The sequence below is a fragment of the Autumnicola tepida genome (assembly GCF_031846485.1).
In the GTDB taxonomy this organism is placed as follows: Bacteria; Bacteroidota; Bacteroidia; order Flavobacteriales; family Flavobacteriaceae; genus Autumnicola; species Autumnicola tepida.
Map to the genome: position 1 here is coordinate 15,235 of NZ_JAVRHQ010000005.1, position 13,724 is coordinate 28,958.

At 39.7% G+C, this 13,724-nt stretch carries 20 protein-coding genes; all 20 read left to right on the forward strand.

Features of this window, described 5'->3' with window-relative positions; genetic code table 11:
- Position 1 precedes the first annotated feature (1 nt).
- The 20 genes from rplE (at position 2) to RM553_RS05885 (ending at position 13,473) form a co-directional block, all read left to right on the forward strand.
- The gene (gene rplE, locus RM553_RS05790; RefSeq protein WP_311534009.1) at positions 2–553 is read left to right on the forward strand and encodes a 50S ribosomal protein L5; all 552 of its coding nucleotides are present in this window, start codon (positions 2–4) and stop codon (positions 551–553) included.
- Between the two features lie 2 nt (positions 554–555).
- Positions 556–825 carry a 30S ribosomal protein S14 gene (gene rpsN, locus RM553_RS05795; protein ID WP_311534010.1) on the forward strand — a complete coding sequence of 90 codons (270 nt, stop codon included), beginning with the start codon at positions 556–558 and terminating at the stop codon, positions 823–825.
- A gap of 64 nt (positions 826–889) precedes the next feature.
- Positions 890–1,288, forward strand: coding sequence for a 30S ribosomal protein S8 (gene rpsH / locus RM553_RS05800; protein ID WP_311534011.1), 399 nt, complete (start codon positions 890–892; stop codon positions 1,286–1,288).
- Positions 1,289–1,307: 19 nt separating this feature from the next.
- Complete coding sequence (gene rplF / locus RM553_RS05805; protein WP_311534012.1) at positions 1,308–1,850, forward strand: 50S ribosomal protein L6; 543 nt, start codon at positions 1,308–1,310, stop codon at positions 1,848–1,850.
- Positions 1,851–1,862: 12 nt separating this feature from the next.
- Positions 1,863–2,219, forward strand: coding sequence for a 50S ribosomal protein L18 (rplR, locus tag RM553_RS05810; protein ID WP_311534013.1), 357 nt, complete (start codon positions 1,863–1,865; stop codon positions 2,217–2,219).
- Between the two features lie 6 nt (positions 2,220–2,225).
- The gene (gene rpsE, locus RM553_RS05815) at positions 2,226–2,750 is read left to right on the forward strand and encodes a 30S ribosomal protein S5 (RefSeq protein WP_311534014.1); all 525 of its coding nucleotides are present in this window, start codon (positions 2,226–2,228) and stop codon (positions 2,748–2,750) included.
- A gap of 13 nt (positions 2,751–2,763) precedes the next feature.
- Positions 2,764–2,946: a 50S ribosomal protein L30 gene (rpmD, locus tag RM553_RS05820; protein WP_311534015.1), complete on the forward strand. Its 183-nt coding sequence runs from the start codon at positions 2,764–2,766 to the stop codon at positions 2,944–2,946.
- A gap of 8 nt (positions 2,947–2,954) precedes the next feature.
- The gene (gene rplO / locus RM553_RS05825) at positions 2,955–3,407 is read left to right on the forward strand and encodes a 50S ribosomal protein L15 (RefSeq protein WP_311534016.1); all 453 of its coding nucleotides are present in this window, start codon (positions 2,955–2,957) and stop codon (positions 3,405–3,407) included.
- A 12-nt stretch (positions 3,408–3,419) separates the two neighbouring features.
- Positions 3,420–4,757 carry a preprotein translocase subunit SecY gene (gene secY / locus RM553_RS05830; protein WP_311534017.1) on the forward strand — a complete coding sequence of 446 codons (1,338 nt, stop codon included), beginning with the start codon at positions 3,420–3,422 and terminating at the stop codon, positions 4,755–4,757.
- Positions 4,758–4,862: 105 nt separating this feature from the next.
- Entirely contained in the window at positions 4,863–5,078 is a 216-nt protein-coding gene (infA, locus tag RM553_RS05835; RefSeq protein WP_014031991.1) for a translation initiation factor IF-1, read from the forward strand.
- Between the two features lie 123 nt (positions 5,079–5,201).
- Positions 5,202–5,318, forward strand: coding sequence for a type B 50S ribosomal protein L36 (gene ykgO / locus RM553_RS05840; RefSeq protein ID WP_010519235.1), 117 nt, complete (start codon positions 5,202–5,204; stop codon positions 5,316–5,318).
- Positions 5,319–5,320: 2 nt separating this feature from the next.
- Positions 5,321–5,695 (forward strand): 30S ribosomal protein S13, encoded by a 375-nt coding sequence (gene rpsM / locus RM553_RS05845; protein ID WP_311534018.1) that lies wholly within the window; start codon positions 5,321–5,323, stop codon positions 5,693–5,695.
- Between the two features lie 8 nt (positions 5,696–5,703).
- Complete coding sequence (gene rpsK / locus RM553_RS05850; protein ID WP_311534019.1) at positions 5,704–6,099, forward strand: 30S ribosomal protein S11; 396 nt, start codon at positions 5,704–5,706, stop codon at positions 6,097–6,099.
- Positions 6,100–6,189: 90 nt separating this feature from the next.
- Entirely contained in the window at positions 6,190–6,795 is a 606-nt protein-coding gene (gene rpsD, locus RM553_RS05855) for a 30S ribosomal protein S4 (protein WP_311534020.1), read from the forward strand.
- Positions 6,796–6,815: 20 nt separating this feature from the next.
- Positions 6,816–7,808, forward strand: coding sequence for a DNA-directed RNA polymerase subunit alpha (locus tag RM553_RS05860; RefSeq protein ID WP_311534021.1), 993 nt, complete (start codon positions 6,816–6,818; stop codon positions 7,806–7,808).
- A gap of 88 nt (positions 7,809–7,896) precedes the next feature.
- Positions 7,897–8,409, forward strand: a complete 513-nt coding sequence (rplQ, locus tag RM553_RS05865; protein WP_311534022.1) for a 50S ribosomal protein L17 — start codon at positions 7,897–7,899, stop codon at positions 8,407–8,409.
- A gap of 139 nt (positions 8,410–8,548) precedes the next feature.
- The gene (gene carA / locus RM553_RS05870) at positions 8,549–9,661 is read left to right on the forward strand and encodes a glutamine-hydrolyzing carbamoyl-phosphate synthase small subunit (RefSeq protein WP_311534023.1); all 1,113 of its coding nucleotides are present in this window, start codon (positions 8,549–8,551) and stop codon (positions 9,659–9,661) included.
- A 137-nt stretch (positions 9,662–9,798) separates the two neighbouring features.
- Complete coding sequence (locus tag RM553_RS05875) at positions 9,799–10,311, forward strand: DUF3575 domain-containing protein (protein WP_311534024.1); 513 nt, start codon at positions 9,799–9,801, stop codon at positions 10,309–10,311.
- Positions 10,312–10,509: 198 nt separating this feature from the next.
- The gene (gene eno / locus RM553_RS05880; protein WP_311534025.1) at positions 10,510–11,799 is read left to right on the forward strand and encodes a phosphopyruvate hydratase; all 1,290 of its coding nucleotides are present in this window, start codon (positions 10,510–10,512) and stop codon (positions 11,797–11,799) included.
- A gap of 126 nt (positions 11,800–11,925) precedes the next feature.
- A complete protein-coding gene (locus RM553_RS05885; RefSeq protein WP_311534026.1) occupies positions 11,926–13,473 on the forward strand; it encodes a glycogen synthase in 1,548 nt (515 codons plus the stop codon).
- The last annotated feature ends 251 nt before the right edge of the window (positions 13,474–13,724 follow it).

Below are 13,724 nucleotides of genomic sequence, written 5' to 3' on the forward strand. Positions count from 1 at the left end.
TATGGCATACGTACCAAGACTTAGACAAGAGTATAACGACAGAGTAAAGTCTGCTCTTACCGAAGAATTCAGCTATTCCAATGTAATGGAAGTGCCAAAGCTTGAGAAGATTGTTATAAGCCGTGGAGTTGGTGGAGCTGTAGCAGATAAAAAGCTAATAGACCATGCTGTTGATGAATTAACAGCTATTAGTGGTCAAAAAGCGGTTTCTACCATTTCTAAAAAGGATGTTGCTTCATTTAAACTTCGTAAAGGAATGCCTATTGGCGCTAAAGTTACTTTACGTGGATACAAAATGTATGAATTCCTGGACAGGCTTATTACCACAGCGTTACCACGAGTACGTGATTTTAATGGTATTAAGGCTAACGGTTTTGATGGTAGGGGAAATTATAACCTTGGGATTACCGAGCAGATTATTTTTCCTGAAATTGATATTGATGCGGTAAACAGAATTGCCGGAATGGATATCACTTTCGTTACCACTGCTGCTACCGATAAGGAAGCGAAATCATTGTTAACCGAACTAGGATTACCATTTAAAAAGAGTTAATTATGGCTAAAGAATCAATGAAAGCCCGTGAGGTGAAAAGACAAAAACTGGTAAAGAAATATGCAGAGAAGCGTCAGGCTCTTAAGGAGGCTGGTGACTGGGAAGCACTTCAAAAATTGCCAAAAAACTCTTCACCTGTACGGTTGCATAACAGATGTAAGCTAACTGGCAGGCCTAAAGGATATATGAGACAATTTGGTCTTTCCCGGGTAATGTTTAGGGAAATGGCTAATAACGGATTAATTCCAGGCGTTAGAAAAGCTAGTTGGTAAGAATATAAACTGGAGGAAGGTTCATCTTAATTGAAATGAAAACCACTTCCGCAAATTAATATAAATGAATACAGATCCAATTGCAGATTACCTAACAAGAATTAGAAATGCTGTAGCGGCTAACCACAGGGTGGTTGAGATCCCGGCTTCTAATCTTAAGAAGGAGATTACCAAAATATTATTCGATCAGGGGTATATCCTTAGTTACAAATTTGATGACAGTACCGCCCAGGGAATCATTAAAATAGCTCTTAAATACGATAAAAGTACTAAAGATTCTGTAATTAAAGATATACAGAGAATAAGTAGACCTGGTTTACGTAAGTATGCCGGAGCCAACGAGTTGCCAAGAATTCTAAATGGTTTAGGGATAGCTATTGTGTCTACTTCTCACGGAGTAATGACAGGAAAGCAGGCACAGGCCGAGAAAGTTGGTGGTGAAGTATTGTGTTACGTTTACTAATACTTAAAAGACTTAAACAATGTCAAGAATAGGTAAAAGCCCGATTACAATTCCCGAAGGTGTTGATATTAAGACCGAAGGAAACGTGATTACGGTAAAAGGAAAATTAGGAGAGCTAAAACAGGAAATAAACGATATCGAATTTAAAATCGAAGACGGGGTTATTTATTTTGAGCGTTCTTCTGAAAAAAGTGACCAGAAAGCAAAACACGGTTTATACCGTGCTTTGGTAAACAATATGATTACCGGTGTCACTGAAGGATATACTAAACAACTGGAGCTTGTAGGTGTTGGTTACAGAGCATCTAACCAGGGGCAAAAACTGGATTTGGCCGTTGGGTATTCCCACAATATTGTGCTAGATTTGGCTCCCGAAATTAAAGTGGAGACAGTTTCTGAAAAAGGGAAGAACCCTATAGTGAAGCTTACTTCTTACGATAAGCAGTTAGTTGGACAGGTTGCGGCTAAAATTCGCTCCTTTAGAACACCAGAACCTTATAAAGGTAAAGGTATTAAGTTTGTTGGAGAGCAATTAAGAAGAAAAGCAGGTAAATCAGCTTAATAAAGTTTAGATATGGCATTTTCAAAAGAAAAGAGAAGACAAAAAATAAAGAAGCGTATCCGCAGGGATATAACAGGAACTGAAAGCCGTCCAAGATTATCTGTTTTTAGAAGTAATAAAGAAATTTATGCTCAAATAATAGATGATGTTGCCGGTAATACCTTAGTGGCAGCTTCTTCAAGAGATAAAGAAATTTCAGATGCAGCTGAAAGCAAAATGGAACAGGCTACATTGGTAGGTAAAACCATTGCTGAAAAAGCTAAAAAGGCTGGGATTGATACCATTTCTTTCGATAGAGGTGGATACTTATATCACGGAAGAGTTAAATCATTAGCAGAAGGTGCTCGCGAAGGAGGACTAAAATTCTAAGAAATTATGTATCAAGATTATAAAAACGTAGAGCACGTAAAACCGGGAGGACTTGAGCTAAAAGATCGTCTTGTAGGTGTACAGCGTGTTACAAAAGTTACAAAAGGTGGTAGAGCATTTGGTTTCTCTGCTATTGTAGTAGTTGGGGATGAAAATGGTGTTGTAGGACAAGGTTTAGGTAAATCTAAAGAAGTTGCAGATGCTATTTCCAAGGCTGTAGAAGATGCTAAGAAGAATTTGGTACGTATTCCTTTGAACAAGGGTACATTGCCTCATGAGCAAAAAGGTAAGTATGGCGGAGCAAGGGTTTTATTGCTTCCGGCTGCTACCGGTACTGGTATAATTGCCGGTGGTGCAATTCGTGCGGTACTGGAATCTGTGGGAGTACATGATGTACTTTCTAAAAACCAGGGATCTTCCAACCCTCACAACGTGGTAAAAGCAACTTTTGATGCTTTGTTACAATTGCGTAGTGCAGAAACTGTAGCCAAGCAAAGAGGAATCTCCTTAGAGAAAGTTTTTAAAGGATAAATCAAGGACAGAGATGGGAAAGATTAAAGTTACAAAAGTAAAGAGTGCTATAAACCGTACTAAAAACCAAAAACTTGTTCTTGAGTCTTTAGGACTTAAGAAAATTGGTCAGACGGTAGAGCACCAGGACACGCCAAACATCCTTGGTATGGTAAATAAAGTTAAACATTTAGTTTCTGTAGAAGAAACAAAATAATAATACACATGGATTTAAGTAACTTAAGACCTGCAGAAGGTTCAGTTAAAAGTAACAGCAAGCGTGTAGGCCGCGGAGAAGGATCCGGAAAAGGAGGTACGGCAACCAGAGGACACAAAGGGGCTAAATCCCGTTCTGGTTACTCCAAGAAGATTGGATTTGAAGGAGGCCAGATGCCGCTGCAGCGTCGTGTTCCAAAATTCGGTTTCAATAACAGGAACCGTAAAGTATACCAGGGTATAAACCTTGATACGCTTCAGGCTCTTGTAGATGAAGGTAGAATTAAGGACACCGTTGATATGGACGTGCTTGTGGAAAACGGCCTTGCCGGAAAAAACGAGCTTGTTAAGATATTAGGTAGAGGTGAATTAAAGGCAAAGTTGAAAATATCTGTTCATAAATTTACTGCCTCAGCGAAAGAAGCTATAGAAGCTGCCGGAGGTGAAGTTGTTACTTTATAATAGATAATCAAAATGAAATTCATCAATACTATTAAGAATATCTGGAAAATCGAGGAGCTAAAAAGTAGAATTTTAGTGACCCTCGGTTTACTCCTGGTATATCGCTTTGGCGCCCAGATTGTACTTCCCGGGATAGACGCTTCACAATTGTCTAACCTGGCAAGTCAAACCGATAGTGGTTTGCTGGGCCTTCTTAATGCATTTACTGGAGGGGCGTTTTCCAATGCCTCCGTTTTTGCTTTAGGGATTATGCCTTATATTTCTGCCTCTATTGTGGTACAATTGATGGGAATTGCCATTCCTTATTTGCAAAAGCTGCAAAAGGAGGGCGAAAGCGGTAGAAGAAAGATCAATCAAATCACCCGTTGGTTAACAATAGCTATTACCCTTGTACAGGGGCCCGGTTATATCTATAATTTGTTTGCCACCCTTCCGCAGGGTGCATTCTTGTTAGGAGATACTATAACCTTTGTGGCTTCTTCTGTTGTTATTCTTACCACCGGTACAATCTTCGCGATGTGGCTGGGAGAGAAAATTACAGATAAAGGTATTGGGAATGGGATTTCGTTGTTGATTATGGTTGGAATTATTGCAAGGCTGCCTTTGGCGTTCATGCAGGAATTCGCATCTAGGGTATTCGAATCTAACGGTGGGCTTATCATGATCCTTATCGAGCTTGTTATCTGGTTCGCCATTATAATGGCCGCAGTGATGCTGGTAATGGCAGTAAGGCAAATTCCTGTGCAATATGCAAGAAGGAGTGCTTCTGGTGGTTATGAGAAGAATGTATTTGGTTCACGCCAGTACATTCCTTTAAAGCTTAACGCTTCCGGGGTTATGCCAATTATATTTGCGCAAGCCATCATGTTTATCCCTATGGCCGTTGTAGGTCTTTCAGACTCTGATACTGCTCAGGGAGTAGCCACAGCTTTCAGCGATATATTCGGATTTTGGTACAATCTTGTGTTTGCGTTGTTGATTATTGTCTTTACATATTTCTATACGGCAATCACAGTACCTACAAATAAAATGGCTGATGATCTGAAAAGGAGCGGAGGTTTTATTCCTGGTATTCGCCCGGGAACTGAAACGGCTGAATTTTTAGACAGGGTAATGTCTCAAATCACCTTACCGGGATCCATATTCCTGGCCCTGATTGCCGTGTTCCCGGCAATCGTGGTATCACTGTTGGGTGTGCAGCAGGGATGGGCATTGTTTTTTGGTGGTACCTCGCTTTTAATTATGGTGGGAGTTGCAATAGATACTATGCAGCAAGTGAATTCGTACCTGCTTAACAGGCATTACGACGGACTAATGAAATCAGGTAAAAACAGAAAAGCAGTAGCTTAATTAGAGAGTAGTAGTTAGTAATTAGTCATTAGAAATGCGTAGGATGGTTATGCATGAAATGAAAATCTAAAAACTACGAACTAACAACTAAACTATAAAGTAAATATGGCAAAACAACCGGCAATTGAACAGGATGGGACTATAATTGAAGCATTATCCAATGCGATGTTCCGCGTTGAACTGGAAAACGGCCACGTGGTCACCGCTCATATCTCTGGTAAAATGCGCATGCATTACATTAAATTATTGCCAGGGGATAAGGTGAAACTTGAAATGAGTCCTTACGATTTAACTAAGGCGCGAATTACATACAGATACTAAATTCAAAAATTTTAGCTATTTAATATATTTTCAGTACTTTTGCAACCTGAAAAAATTATGTAGCCGAACATATTGGACGTAGAGTTACGATTTTATGTCCGGTAAACATAAAAAACTGAAGAGATGAAAGTTAGAGCATCAATAAAGAAAAGAAGTGCCGACTGCAAAATTGTACGCAGGAAAGGGCGCCTTTACGTAATTAACAAAAAGAATCCTAGATTTAAACAAAGACAAGGCTAATTATGGCAAGAATTGCAGGGGTTGATATACCTAAACAAAAGCGAGGAGTTATAGCATTGACCTATATCTTCGGAATTGGCAAAAGCAGGGCTCAAAGCATCCTGGAAGAGGCTAAAGTAGATGAGAGTAAAAAGGTTTCCGATTGGGACGATGATGAAATTGGCCGTATTCGTGAAGCTGTAGGTAATTATACAATCGAAGGAGAATTACGTACTGAGGTTCAAATGAGTATCAAACGTCTGATGGATATTGGATGTTACAGAGGGATCAGGCATAGATCTGGTTTGCCGCTAAGAGGTCAGAGAACCAAAAATAACTCAAGAACCAGAAAAGGTAGAAGAAAAACAGTTGCTAACAAGAAAAAAGCAACTAAATAGTAAGTAATATGGCAAAGGCAACTAAAAAAACTGTTCAGAAGAAACGTAAAGTTAACGTTGAGGCTAATGGAGAGGCTCATGTTACTGCTTCTTTCAACAATATCATTATCTCTTTGACAAATAAAAAAGGAGATGTGGTTTCCTGGTCTTCAGCTGGAAAAATGGGCTTTAGAGGTTCCAAAAAGAACACTCCTTACGCTGCACAGTTAGCTGCGGAAGATGCTTCTAAAGTAGCTCATGAGGCTGGATTGCGTAAAGTAAAGGTTTACGTAAAAGGACCTGGGAATGGTAGGGAATCTGCAATTCGTTCTATTCATAATAGCGGGATAGAAGTTACCGAGATTGTAGATGTTACTCCACTTCCACACAACGGATGTCGTCCTCCTAAGAGACGTAGAGTTTAATAAACACGTATAAACAACAGGAAAGGAAATTACGATTATCGAAGGAAAGCGACCTTAATTCATAATCCCTTTCTTATAAATTACAATTTAATGGCAAGATATACTGGTCCAAAGACTAAAATAGCCCGTAAATTCGGTGAAGCTATTTTCGGAGATGACAAGTCTTTTGAAAAAAGAAATTATCCTCCGGGACAGCACGGTAACAACCGTCGTCGCGGGAAAAAATCTGAATACGCTATCCAGTTGATGGAAAAGCAAAAAGCAAAGTATACCTACGGTATCCTTGAGCGTCAATTCAGAAACATGTTTGAAAAAGCAACCAGATCAAACGGAATTACCGGTGAGGTGCTTTTACAATTATGTGAATCACGTTTGGATAACGTTGTTTACAGAATGGGCATTGCACCTTCCAGAAGGGCTGCAAGGCAATTAGTGTCTCATAGGCACATAACCGTAAATGGGGAGTTAGTTAATATTCCTTCTTACCATTTGAAGGCGGGAGATGTTGTAAGCGTAAGAGAAAAGTCTAAATCTTTACAGGCAATCCAGGATTCACTGGCAAATTCAAGCAGTGTTTATGAGTGGATTACCTGGAATAATGAGAAAAAAGAAGGAACTTTCGTGTCTGTACCAGGAAGGGTTCAGATTCCGGAAAATATAAATGAACAATTCATCGTCGAATTATATTCGAAATAATAATTCACAGAAGTCGTAATATGGCAATACTAAATTTTCAGAAGCCCGATAAAGTTATAATGATTGATTCAACAGATTTTGAAGGGAAATTTGAGTTTCGCCCTTTGGAACCTGGTTATGGATTAACTGTTGGTAACGCTTTAAGAAGAGTGCTGTTATCTTCATTAGAAGGATTCGCGATCACTTCAGTTCGTATTGAAGGAGTTGAGCACGAATTCTCTACTATCCCGGGAGTGGTAGAAGATGTAACAGAAATTATACTAAATCTGAAGCAAGTCAGGTTTAAGAGGCAAATTGATGAAATAGATAACGAAGCCGTTACAATTTCTGTTTCCGGTGAGGATCAACTTACCGCTGGTCATTTCCAGAAGTTTATCTCAGGTTTTCAGGTGTTAAATCCTGATCTTGTAATTTGTCACCTGGACAAAAAGGTAAACATCAACATGGAAATCACTATTGAAAAAGGTAGAGGTTACGTTCCGGCTGAAGAAAATAAAAAGTCCAATGCGCCTTTAGGTACTATCTTCACAGATTCTATTTACACTCCCATTAAGAATGTGAAGTACAGTATTGAAAACTATCGTGTAGAGCAGAAAACCGATTATGAAAAACTGGTTTTTGAAATTATTAGCGATGGTTCTATTCACCCTAAAGATGCTTTAACCGAAGCTGCAAAAACACTAATCCACCACTTTATGTTGTTCTCTGATGAACGCATAACTTTGGAGGCTGATGAAATTGCTCAAACTGAAACTTATGATGAAGAATCCCTTCACATGAGGCAATTATTGAAAACCAAACTGGTTGATATGGACCTTTCAGTAAGGGCGTTGAATTGTTTAAAAGCAGCTGAAGTGGATACCCTTGGTGACCTTGTATCGTATAACAAGAATGATCTTATGAAATTCAGAAACTTTGGTAAGAAGTCTTTGACTGAACTTGAAGAGCTTGTTAACAACAAAGGTTTAAACTTTGGTATGGACCTTTCAAAATATAAATTAGATAAAGACTAAAATTAGACGTAAGACTTTAGATTGAAGGCGTGAGACTTTTGTGTGGCGTCGTCTAAAATCTAACTCTAACATCTAACATCTTATAAAAATGAGACACGGAAAGAAAATAAATCATTTAGGAAGAAAAACTGCGCATCGCAAGTCTATGTTGGCGAATATGGCGTGTTCCCTAATTGAGCATAAACGAATAAATACCACTGTTGCCAAAGCTAAGGCTTTAAGGGTATTTGTAGAGCCTTTAGTAACCAAGTCTAAAGAGGATACCACTCATAACAGAAGGATTGTTTTCAGTAAACTTCGCAGTAAAGAATCAGTGAGTGAATTGTTTCGCGATGTGGCACCAAAAGTTGGTGACCGTCCGGGAGGATACACCAGGATCATAAAACTGGGGAACAGGCTTGGGGATAATGCAGATATGGCTATGATAGAACTTGTAGATTATAATGAGACCTACAACCTTGAGAAGCCTGAGAAGAAGAAATCTACTCGTAGAGCAGGTAGAAAAAAAGCTACTACTTCTTCTACTGAAACTGCACCGCAGGCAGAAACAAAATCTGAGGAAACAAATTCAGAACCTAAAGAAGATAAAAAAGAGGAATAAAAATGAATCTTTTAAGTCATCGATAATTTTAAAAAGGATAAGCTCTGTGAGTTTATCCTTTTTTTATATAATAGTATCTTAGCCTTTACTGAAGGTAAATAAAAATAACAACACAACAACCAGTTAAGCAGGATTAACGATGAAGTATCAAACAAGAAAAAAGGCGATTATTTTACTGGCAGACGGAACCATCTTCCATGGCAAAGCGGTGGGAGATAAAGACGGTAGTGCCGTGGGAGAGGTTTGCTTTAACACCGGAATGTCCGGTTATCAGGAAATTTTTACTGACCCTTCCTATTTCGGTCAGATCATGGTGACCACCAATGCCCATATTGGGAATTACGGGACTAACGAGAATGAAGAGGAAGCAGATACTGCCCAAATCTCGGGGCTGGTGTGTAAAAACTTCAGTTATTACCATTCGCGGCCGGCAGCCGATATGCCGTTGAAGGATTTCCTGGATAAGAGCGACCTGTTTGCTATTTCTGATGTAGATACACGGGCGCTGGTAACTTACATCCGTGAAAATGGCGCCATGAACGCTATTATTTCTACCGATGTGGATAATATTGAAGGCCTTAAAAAACAATTGGCCGAAGTTCCCGATATGAACGGCCTTGAACTGGCTTCAAAAGTTTCTACAAAAGAGCCTTATTTCTTCGGAAAAGAAGATGCTTCCTATAAAGTTGCAGTTTTGGATGTGGGGGTTAAAAGAAGCATTGTCAGGCATCTTGCTAACAGGGATGTTTATTGTAAAGTTTTTCCATACGATACAAGTTATGCTGAAATGAAAGCCTGGGAGCCTGATGGATACCTGCTGTCTAACGGGCCCGGGGATCCGCAACCACTGGATAATGCTATCCAGGTGGCCAAGGATATTATGGCAGAAGATAGGCCCCTTTTTGGTATTTGTCTGGGGCATCAGATTATAGCGCTTGCAAATGGAATTGGCACCTACAAAATGCATCAGGGGCATCGCGGGATAAATCATCCTATTCTTAACCTGCAAACCGGGAAAGGGGAAATCACTTCTCAAAACCATGGTTTTTCAGTTAATAAAGAGGAAACCGAATCGCATCCCGGTGTGGAAGTTACCCATACGCATTTAAACGACAATACAGTGGCCGGGCTTAAAATGAAAAATAAGAACTGCTTCTCGGTACAATACCACCCTGAGGCAAGCCCGGGGCCTAATGATGCGCACTACTTATTCGATGAGTTCATGCAGCGGCTGCAGGGGGCAAAGGCATAAAATGATTTAAAATTTAATCGAAGGGCCGGAATGGTATAATTCCGGCCCTTTTACTTTTAACGTTTTCCTCTAAAATAAATTTGTTGTTGTTGATAATTGCTCTAGTTTTAGGACTTCAATATATTTATCAATCAACAATGAAAAAATTATTACTTGTTTTTGCCCTTTTTGCAGGGCTCAGCTCTTTTGGGCAACAAACCACCAATCAGTTTTCTTTAAATTTTTTAACGCCTTCAGCCGAATATGAATTAGCTGTGGGAGATAATGCTTCTGTAGATTTTATTGGAGGTGTCGCTTTTGCATACCGTCATGTATTCGACGAATCCGACTATGGTATTTTCCCTCAGTTTATGGGGCAGTACCGGTATTATTATAATTTTAAAAACAGAATTAGAAAAGCTAAGAATGTCTCAAATAATAGCGGGAATTATATTGCGGCAGTAGCTCTGCTTTCCAGTGGGAATTCGGTACTTGGAGACCTGGACCTTAGCAGTAATTACGATGGATTTGTAGGGCCTGCCTGGGGACTGCAAAGGGTATATGGGAAAACATTCAAGCTTAACCTCAATCTGGGTCTGGGCTACGGTTTTAACGATGTAGATTCTTATTTGGCGCCGCTGGTTAGTTTACAGTTAGGTTTTAAACTGTGAAAGGTCAAATATTATCTATAAGATTTTCTAAGAATTATCTTCTTTAAGGAATAAGCTGATATAGAAAAATGCTTTTCTTTCGAAAACGATTAAGTAAAAAGATGTTGCCAATTCCTTATTACTGCGCCTTTTACTCGCATTTTTAGCACTCAATTCGTATCTTGCAAAGAAATCAATTAACCAATTTAAAATAAAAATATGAGTGTGATAATAGATATTCATGCACGCCAGATTTTCGACTCCAGAGGAAATCCAACTGTAGAAGTAGACGTAATTACAGAAAATGGAATCCTTGGTAGGGCAGCAGTTCCTTCAGGGGCTTCAACAGGGGAGCATGAAGCGGTAGAACTTCGCGATGGCGGTAGTGATTTTATGGGAAAAGGAGTAACACAGGCGGTGGAAAATGTAAATAAGAACATTTCTGAAAAACTGCTTGGATACTCTGTATTTGAACAAAACCTGATTGACCAGGCCATGATAGACCTTGATGGTACGCCAAACAAATCCAATCTTGGTGCAAATGCCATTCTCGGGGTTTCCCTTGCTGCTGCAAAAGCTGCGGCTAACGAGCTAGGTTTGCCTCTTTACCGCTATGTAGGCGGGGTGAGCGCCAATACGCTTCCTGTTCCAATGATGAATATCATTAACGGTGGTTCCCATAGTGATGCTCCTATCGCATTTCAGGAGTTTATGATCATGCCGGTGAAAGCAAAGAATTTCTCTCATGCTCTTAAGATGGGTACGGAAATTTTCCATAACCTGAAAAAAGTTTTGCATGACAGGGGCCTTAGTACCGCTGTTGGGGATGAAGGAGGTTTCGCGCCGACCCTGGACGGAACTGAGGATGCGCTGGATACTATCCTGAAAGCGATAGAAAAAGCAGGTTATAAAGGCGGTGATGATGTAATGATCGCCCTGGATTGTGCTGCAGCTGAATTCTATGAAAATGGCAAATACAACTACGCCAAATTTGAAGGAGATAAAGGAAAAGTAAGAAGCAGCGAAGAGCAGGCAGAATATCTTGCAGAACTTTCTTCTAAATATCCAATTATCTCTATTGAAGATGGAATGGATGAGAATGACTGGGATGGCTGGAAAGCTTTAACCGATAAAATTGGGGATAAAGTGCAATTGGTTGGGGACGATTTATATGTGACCAACGTAGAACGTCTTTCCAGAGGTATTGAAGAAGGGATAGCAAATTCGATACTGATTAAGGTTAACCAGATTGGAACTTTAACCGAAACTATCGCGGCGGTAAATATGGCCCATAATGCCGGTTATACTTCTGTAATGTCACACCGTTCAGGGGAAACTGAAGATAACACCATTGCAGACCTTGCTGTTGCACTTAACACGGGACAAATTAAAACCGGTTCTGCTTCACGTAGTGACCGAATGGCTAAGTATAATCAGCTACTGAGAATAGAAGAGGAACTTGGTGATGTCGCGTACTACCCAAAGGAGAAGGCATTCAAGATTAAATAATTTTAAGCTCTTATATTTGAGACCCCTCTAAACCAGAGGGGTTTTTTTATGATTATTTCTGTAAATTTAGTTAAAAATTAACAATAGAATAATTAACTTCTCGTTCTAACCAATCTTAGGTTCTATATGAACAATTTTCTTTTTGTAGCTGCTGAGAATGATGCTATAGCACGTTGTAAGGCGGGCGGAATGGGTGATGTGGTAAGGGATGTGCCCCGCCAGATTGCCGGAAGGGGAGATAAGGTGCATGTGGTTGTTCCCTCATATTCCCGGCTTCATACTAATGCCAGTTTTAAAGCACATTTAAACTTTCAGTTAAGAGGAGAAATCTATAAAGCAGAACTCTATGAAGTTCAGCCAAAAAAGGAATTTGAAAATATATATCATTACGTGATTCATCATCCTGAAATCCAGGCTGGTGATATTGCGCACATTTATCATAACGACCTAACCGAGCCATATTTTACAGATGCCGTAAAGTTCTTTATTTTTTGTGCCGGTGTTGCCGAAGCTATTAAGAGCGGTGCATTTGGTAAACTGAATGTTGCACATCTGCACGACTGGCACTCCAGCCTGGTGCTTTTTTTAAGGAGGTTCCATCCGGCTTACGAAGTTCTTAAATCCATCAGGTTTGTGTACACTATTCACAACCTTGCCATCCAGGGAATTCGCCCTTTCTCTGGGAGTTATTCTTCTGTTGAAAACTGGTTTCCTGAACTTCAGCTCAATTACGAAGAACTACAGGACCCAAGGTATCACGATTGTATAAACCTTATGGCTATAGGGATACGCTTTGCCGATGCTGTACAAACCGTTTCCCCATCCTATAAAGAAGATATCCTGAAGCCCAGTGCGCCGCCAGAATTTATTGGAGGTGAAGGGCTGGAAGAGGATTTAAAACAGGCAGATAAAGAGGGACGTTTATTTGGGATCCTGAATGGTGCCAATTATTCAAATATTAATACAGCAGAAAAGGGAATTTTGTTCAGGCAGTGTATCCGGAGGTTGTTCCGGTGGTTGCAGGAAGAAAAGAAAGATTATAAAGCCCATTACTTGGCACATACGGGGGAAAAGCTCACAAGATTTCAACAGGATAAGCCAGATTTTATCTGCACCAGTATCGCTCGCCTTACCGAGCAGAAGTTTTATTTCTTCAGGGAAGATCCTACTCTCCTGCCAAAACTGATAGCAAAACTTACGGAAACCAATGGTATTTTTATTCTATTAGGCACGGGCGCCCCAGAATATGAGGCTATTTTCAGGGCAGCCAGTTATGAGCATAAAAATTTTATTTTCATCAATGCGCAGTCAGAAAGTATTATTGATATGCTTTACCAGGAATCTAATCTTTATTTAATGCCGAGCCTTTTTGAACCCTGTGGCATAAGCCAGATGCTCGCCATGAGGAATGGCCAGCCTTGCCTCGTGCATCATACCGGCGGGTTAAAAGACACTGTAATTCACAGGAAAACCGGCTTTAGTTTTACCGGCGATACCCTGGAGGAAAAAATAGCAGATTTTGTAAGGGTTTTTTCTGAAACAGTAGACCTTTTCTTCAATGATAAAAAGGAATGGAAAAAAATTTCAGCCAACGCGAAAAAACAAAAATTCACCTGGGAAAAATCGGTTGATGACTATTACAAATATCTCTATGCCTTGGATGTTAAAGAATAACAGGTTACTTCAACTTCATAAAGACTCGAGTCTTTGACTACAGAAATTGTCCTGCTTGTAAATTTTAGCGAGATTATCTCCTAAAATACTTCCGCGGGAAAAATTCTTTTTTTTCAATCTATTCTATCTATTTTTCTTCCAGCCAAGGGGAAGTAAGTTTTAACCGGGACAGTATTTTTTCTATACAAGAACTTTCTGAAACCCGCTGTTAATAATACCTTAAATGAGTTTTAACAATTGATATACTTGTC

Bases quoted from the DNA above. Each gene is read 5' to 3' on its own strand.
- rplE (WP_311534009.1), top strand. From the start codon at position 2: ATGGCATACGTACCAAGACTTAGACAAGAGTATAACGACAGAGTAAAG.
- rpsN (WP_311534010.1), top strand. From the start codon at position 556: ATGGCTAAAGAATCAATGAAAGCCCGTGAGGTGAAAAGACAAAAACTG.
- rpsH (WP_311534011.1), top strand. From the start codon at position 890: ATGAATACAGATCCAATTGCAGATTACCTAACAAGAATTAGAAATGCT.
- rplF (WP_311534012.1), top strand. From the start codon at position 1,308: ATGTCAAGAATAGGTAAAAGCCCGATTACAATTCCCGAAGGTGTTGAT.
- rplR (WP_311534013.1), top strand. From the start codon at position 1,863: ATGGCATTTTCAAAAGAAAAGAGAAGACAAAAAATAAAGAAGCGTATC.
- rpsE (WP_311534014.1), top strand. From the start codon at position 2,226: ATGTATCAAGATTATAAAAACGTAGAGCACGTAAAACCGGGAGGACTT.
- rpmD (WP_311534015.1), top strand. From the start codon at position 2,764: ATGGGAAAGATTAAAGTTACAAAAGTAAAGAGTGCTATAAACCGTACT.
- rplO (WP_311534016.1), top strand. From the start codon at position 2,955: ATGGATTTAAGTAACTTAAGACCTGCAGAAGGTTCAGTTAAAAGTAAC.
- secY (WP_311534017.1), top strand. From the start codon at position 3,420: ATGAAATTCATCAATACTATTAAGAATATCTGGAAAATCGAGGAGCTA.
- infA (WP_014031991.1), top strand. From the start codon at position 4,863: ATGGCAAAACAACCGGCAATTGAACAGGATGGGACTATAATTGAAGCA.
- ykgO (WP_010519235.1), top strand. From the start codon at position 5,202: ATGAAAGTTAGAGCATCAATAAAGAAAAGAAGTGCCGACTGCAAAATT.
- rpsM (WP_311534018.1), top strand. From the start codon at position 5,321: ATGGCAAGAATTGCAGGGGTTGATATACCTAAACAAAAGCGAGGAGTT.
- rpsK (WP_311534019.1), top strand. From the start codon at position 5,704: ATGGCAAAGGCAACTAAAAAAACTGTTCAGAAGAAACGTAAAGTTAAC.
- rpsD (WP_311534020.1), top strand. From the start codon at position 6,190: ATGGCAAGATATACTGGTCCAAAGACTAAAATAGCCCGTAAATTCGGT.
- RM553_RS05860 (WP_311534021.1), top strand. From the start codon at position 6,816: ATGGCAATACTAAATTTTCAGAAGCCCGATAAAGTTATAATGATTGAT.
- rplQ (WP_311534022.1), top strand. From the start codon at position 7,897: ATGAGACACGGAAAGAAAATAAATCATTTAGGAAGAAAAACTGCGCAT.
- carA (WP_311534023.1), top strand. From the start codon at position 8,549: ATGAAGTATCAAACAAGAAAAAAGGCGATTATTTTACTGGCAGACGGA.
- RM553_RS05875 (WP_311534024.1), top strand. From the start codon at position 9,799: ATGAAAAAATTATTACTTGTTTTTGCCCTTTTTGCAGGGCTCAGCTCT.
- eno (WP_311534025.1), top strand. From the start codon at position 10,510: ATGAGTGTGATAATAGATATTCATGCACGCCAGATTTTCGACTCCAGA.
- RM553_RS05885 (WP_311534026.1), top strand. From the start codon at position 11,926: ATGAACAATTTTCTTTTTGTAGCTGCTGAGAATGATGCTATAGCACGT.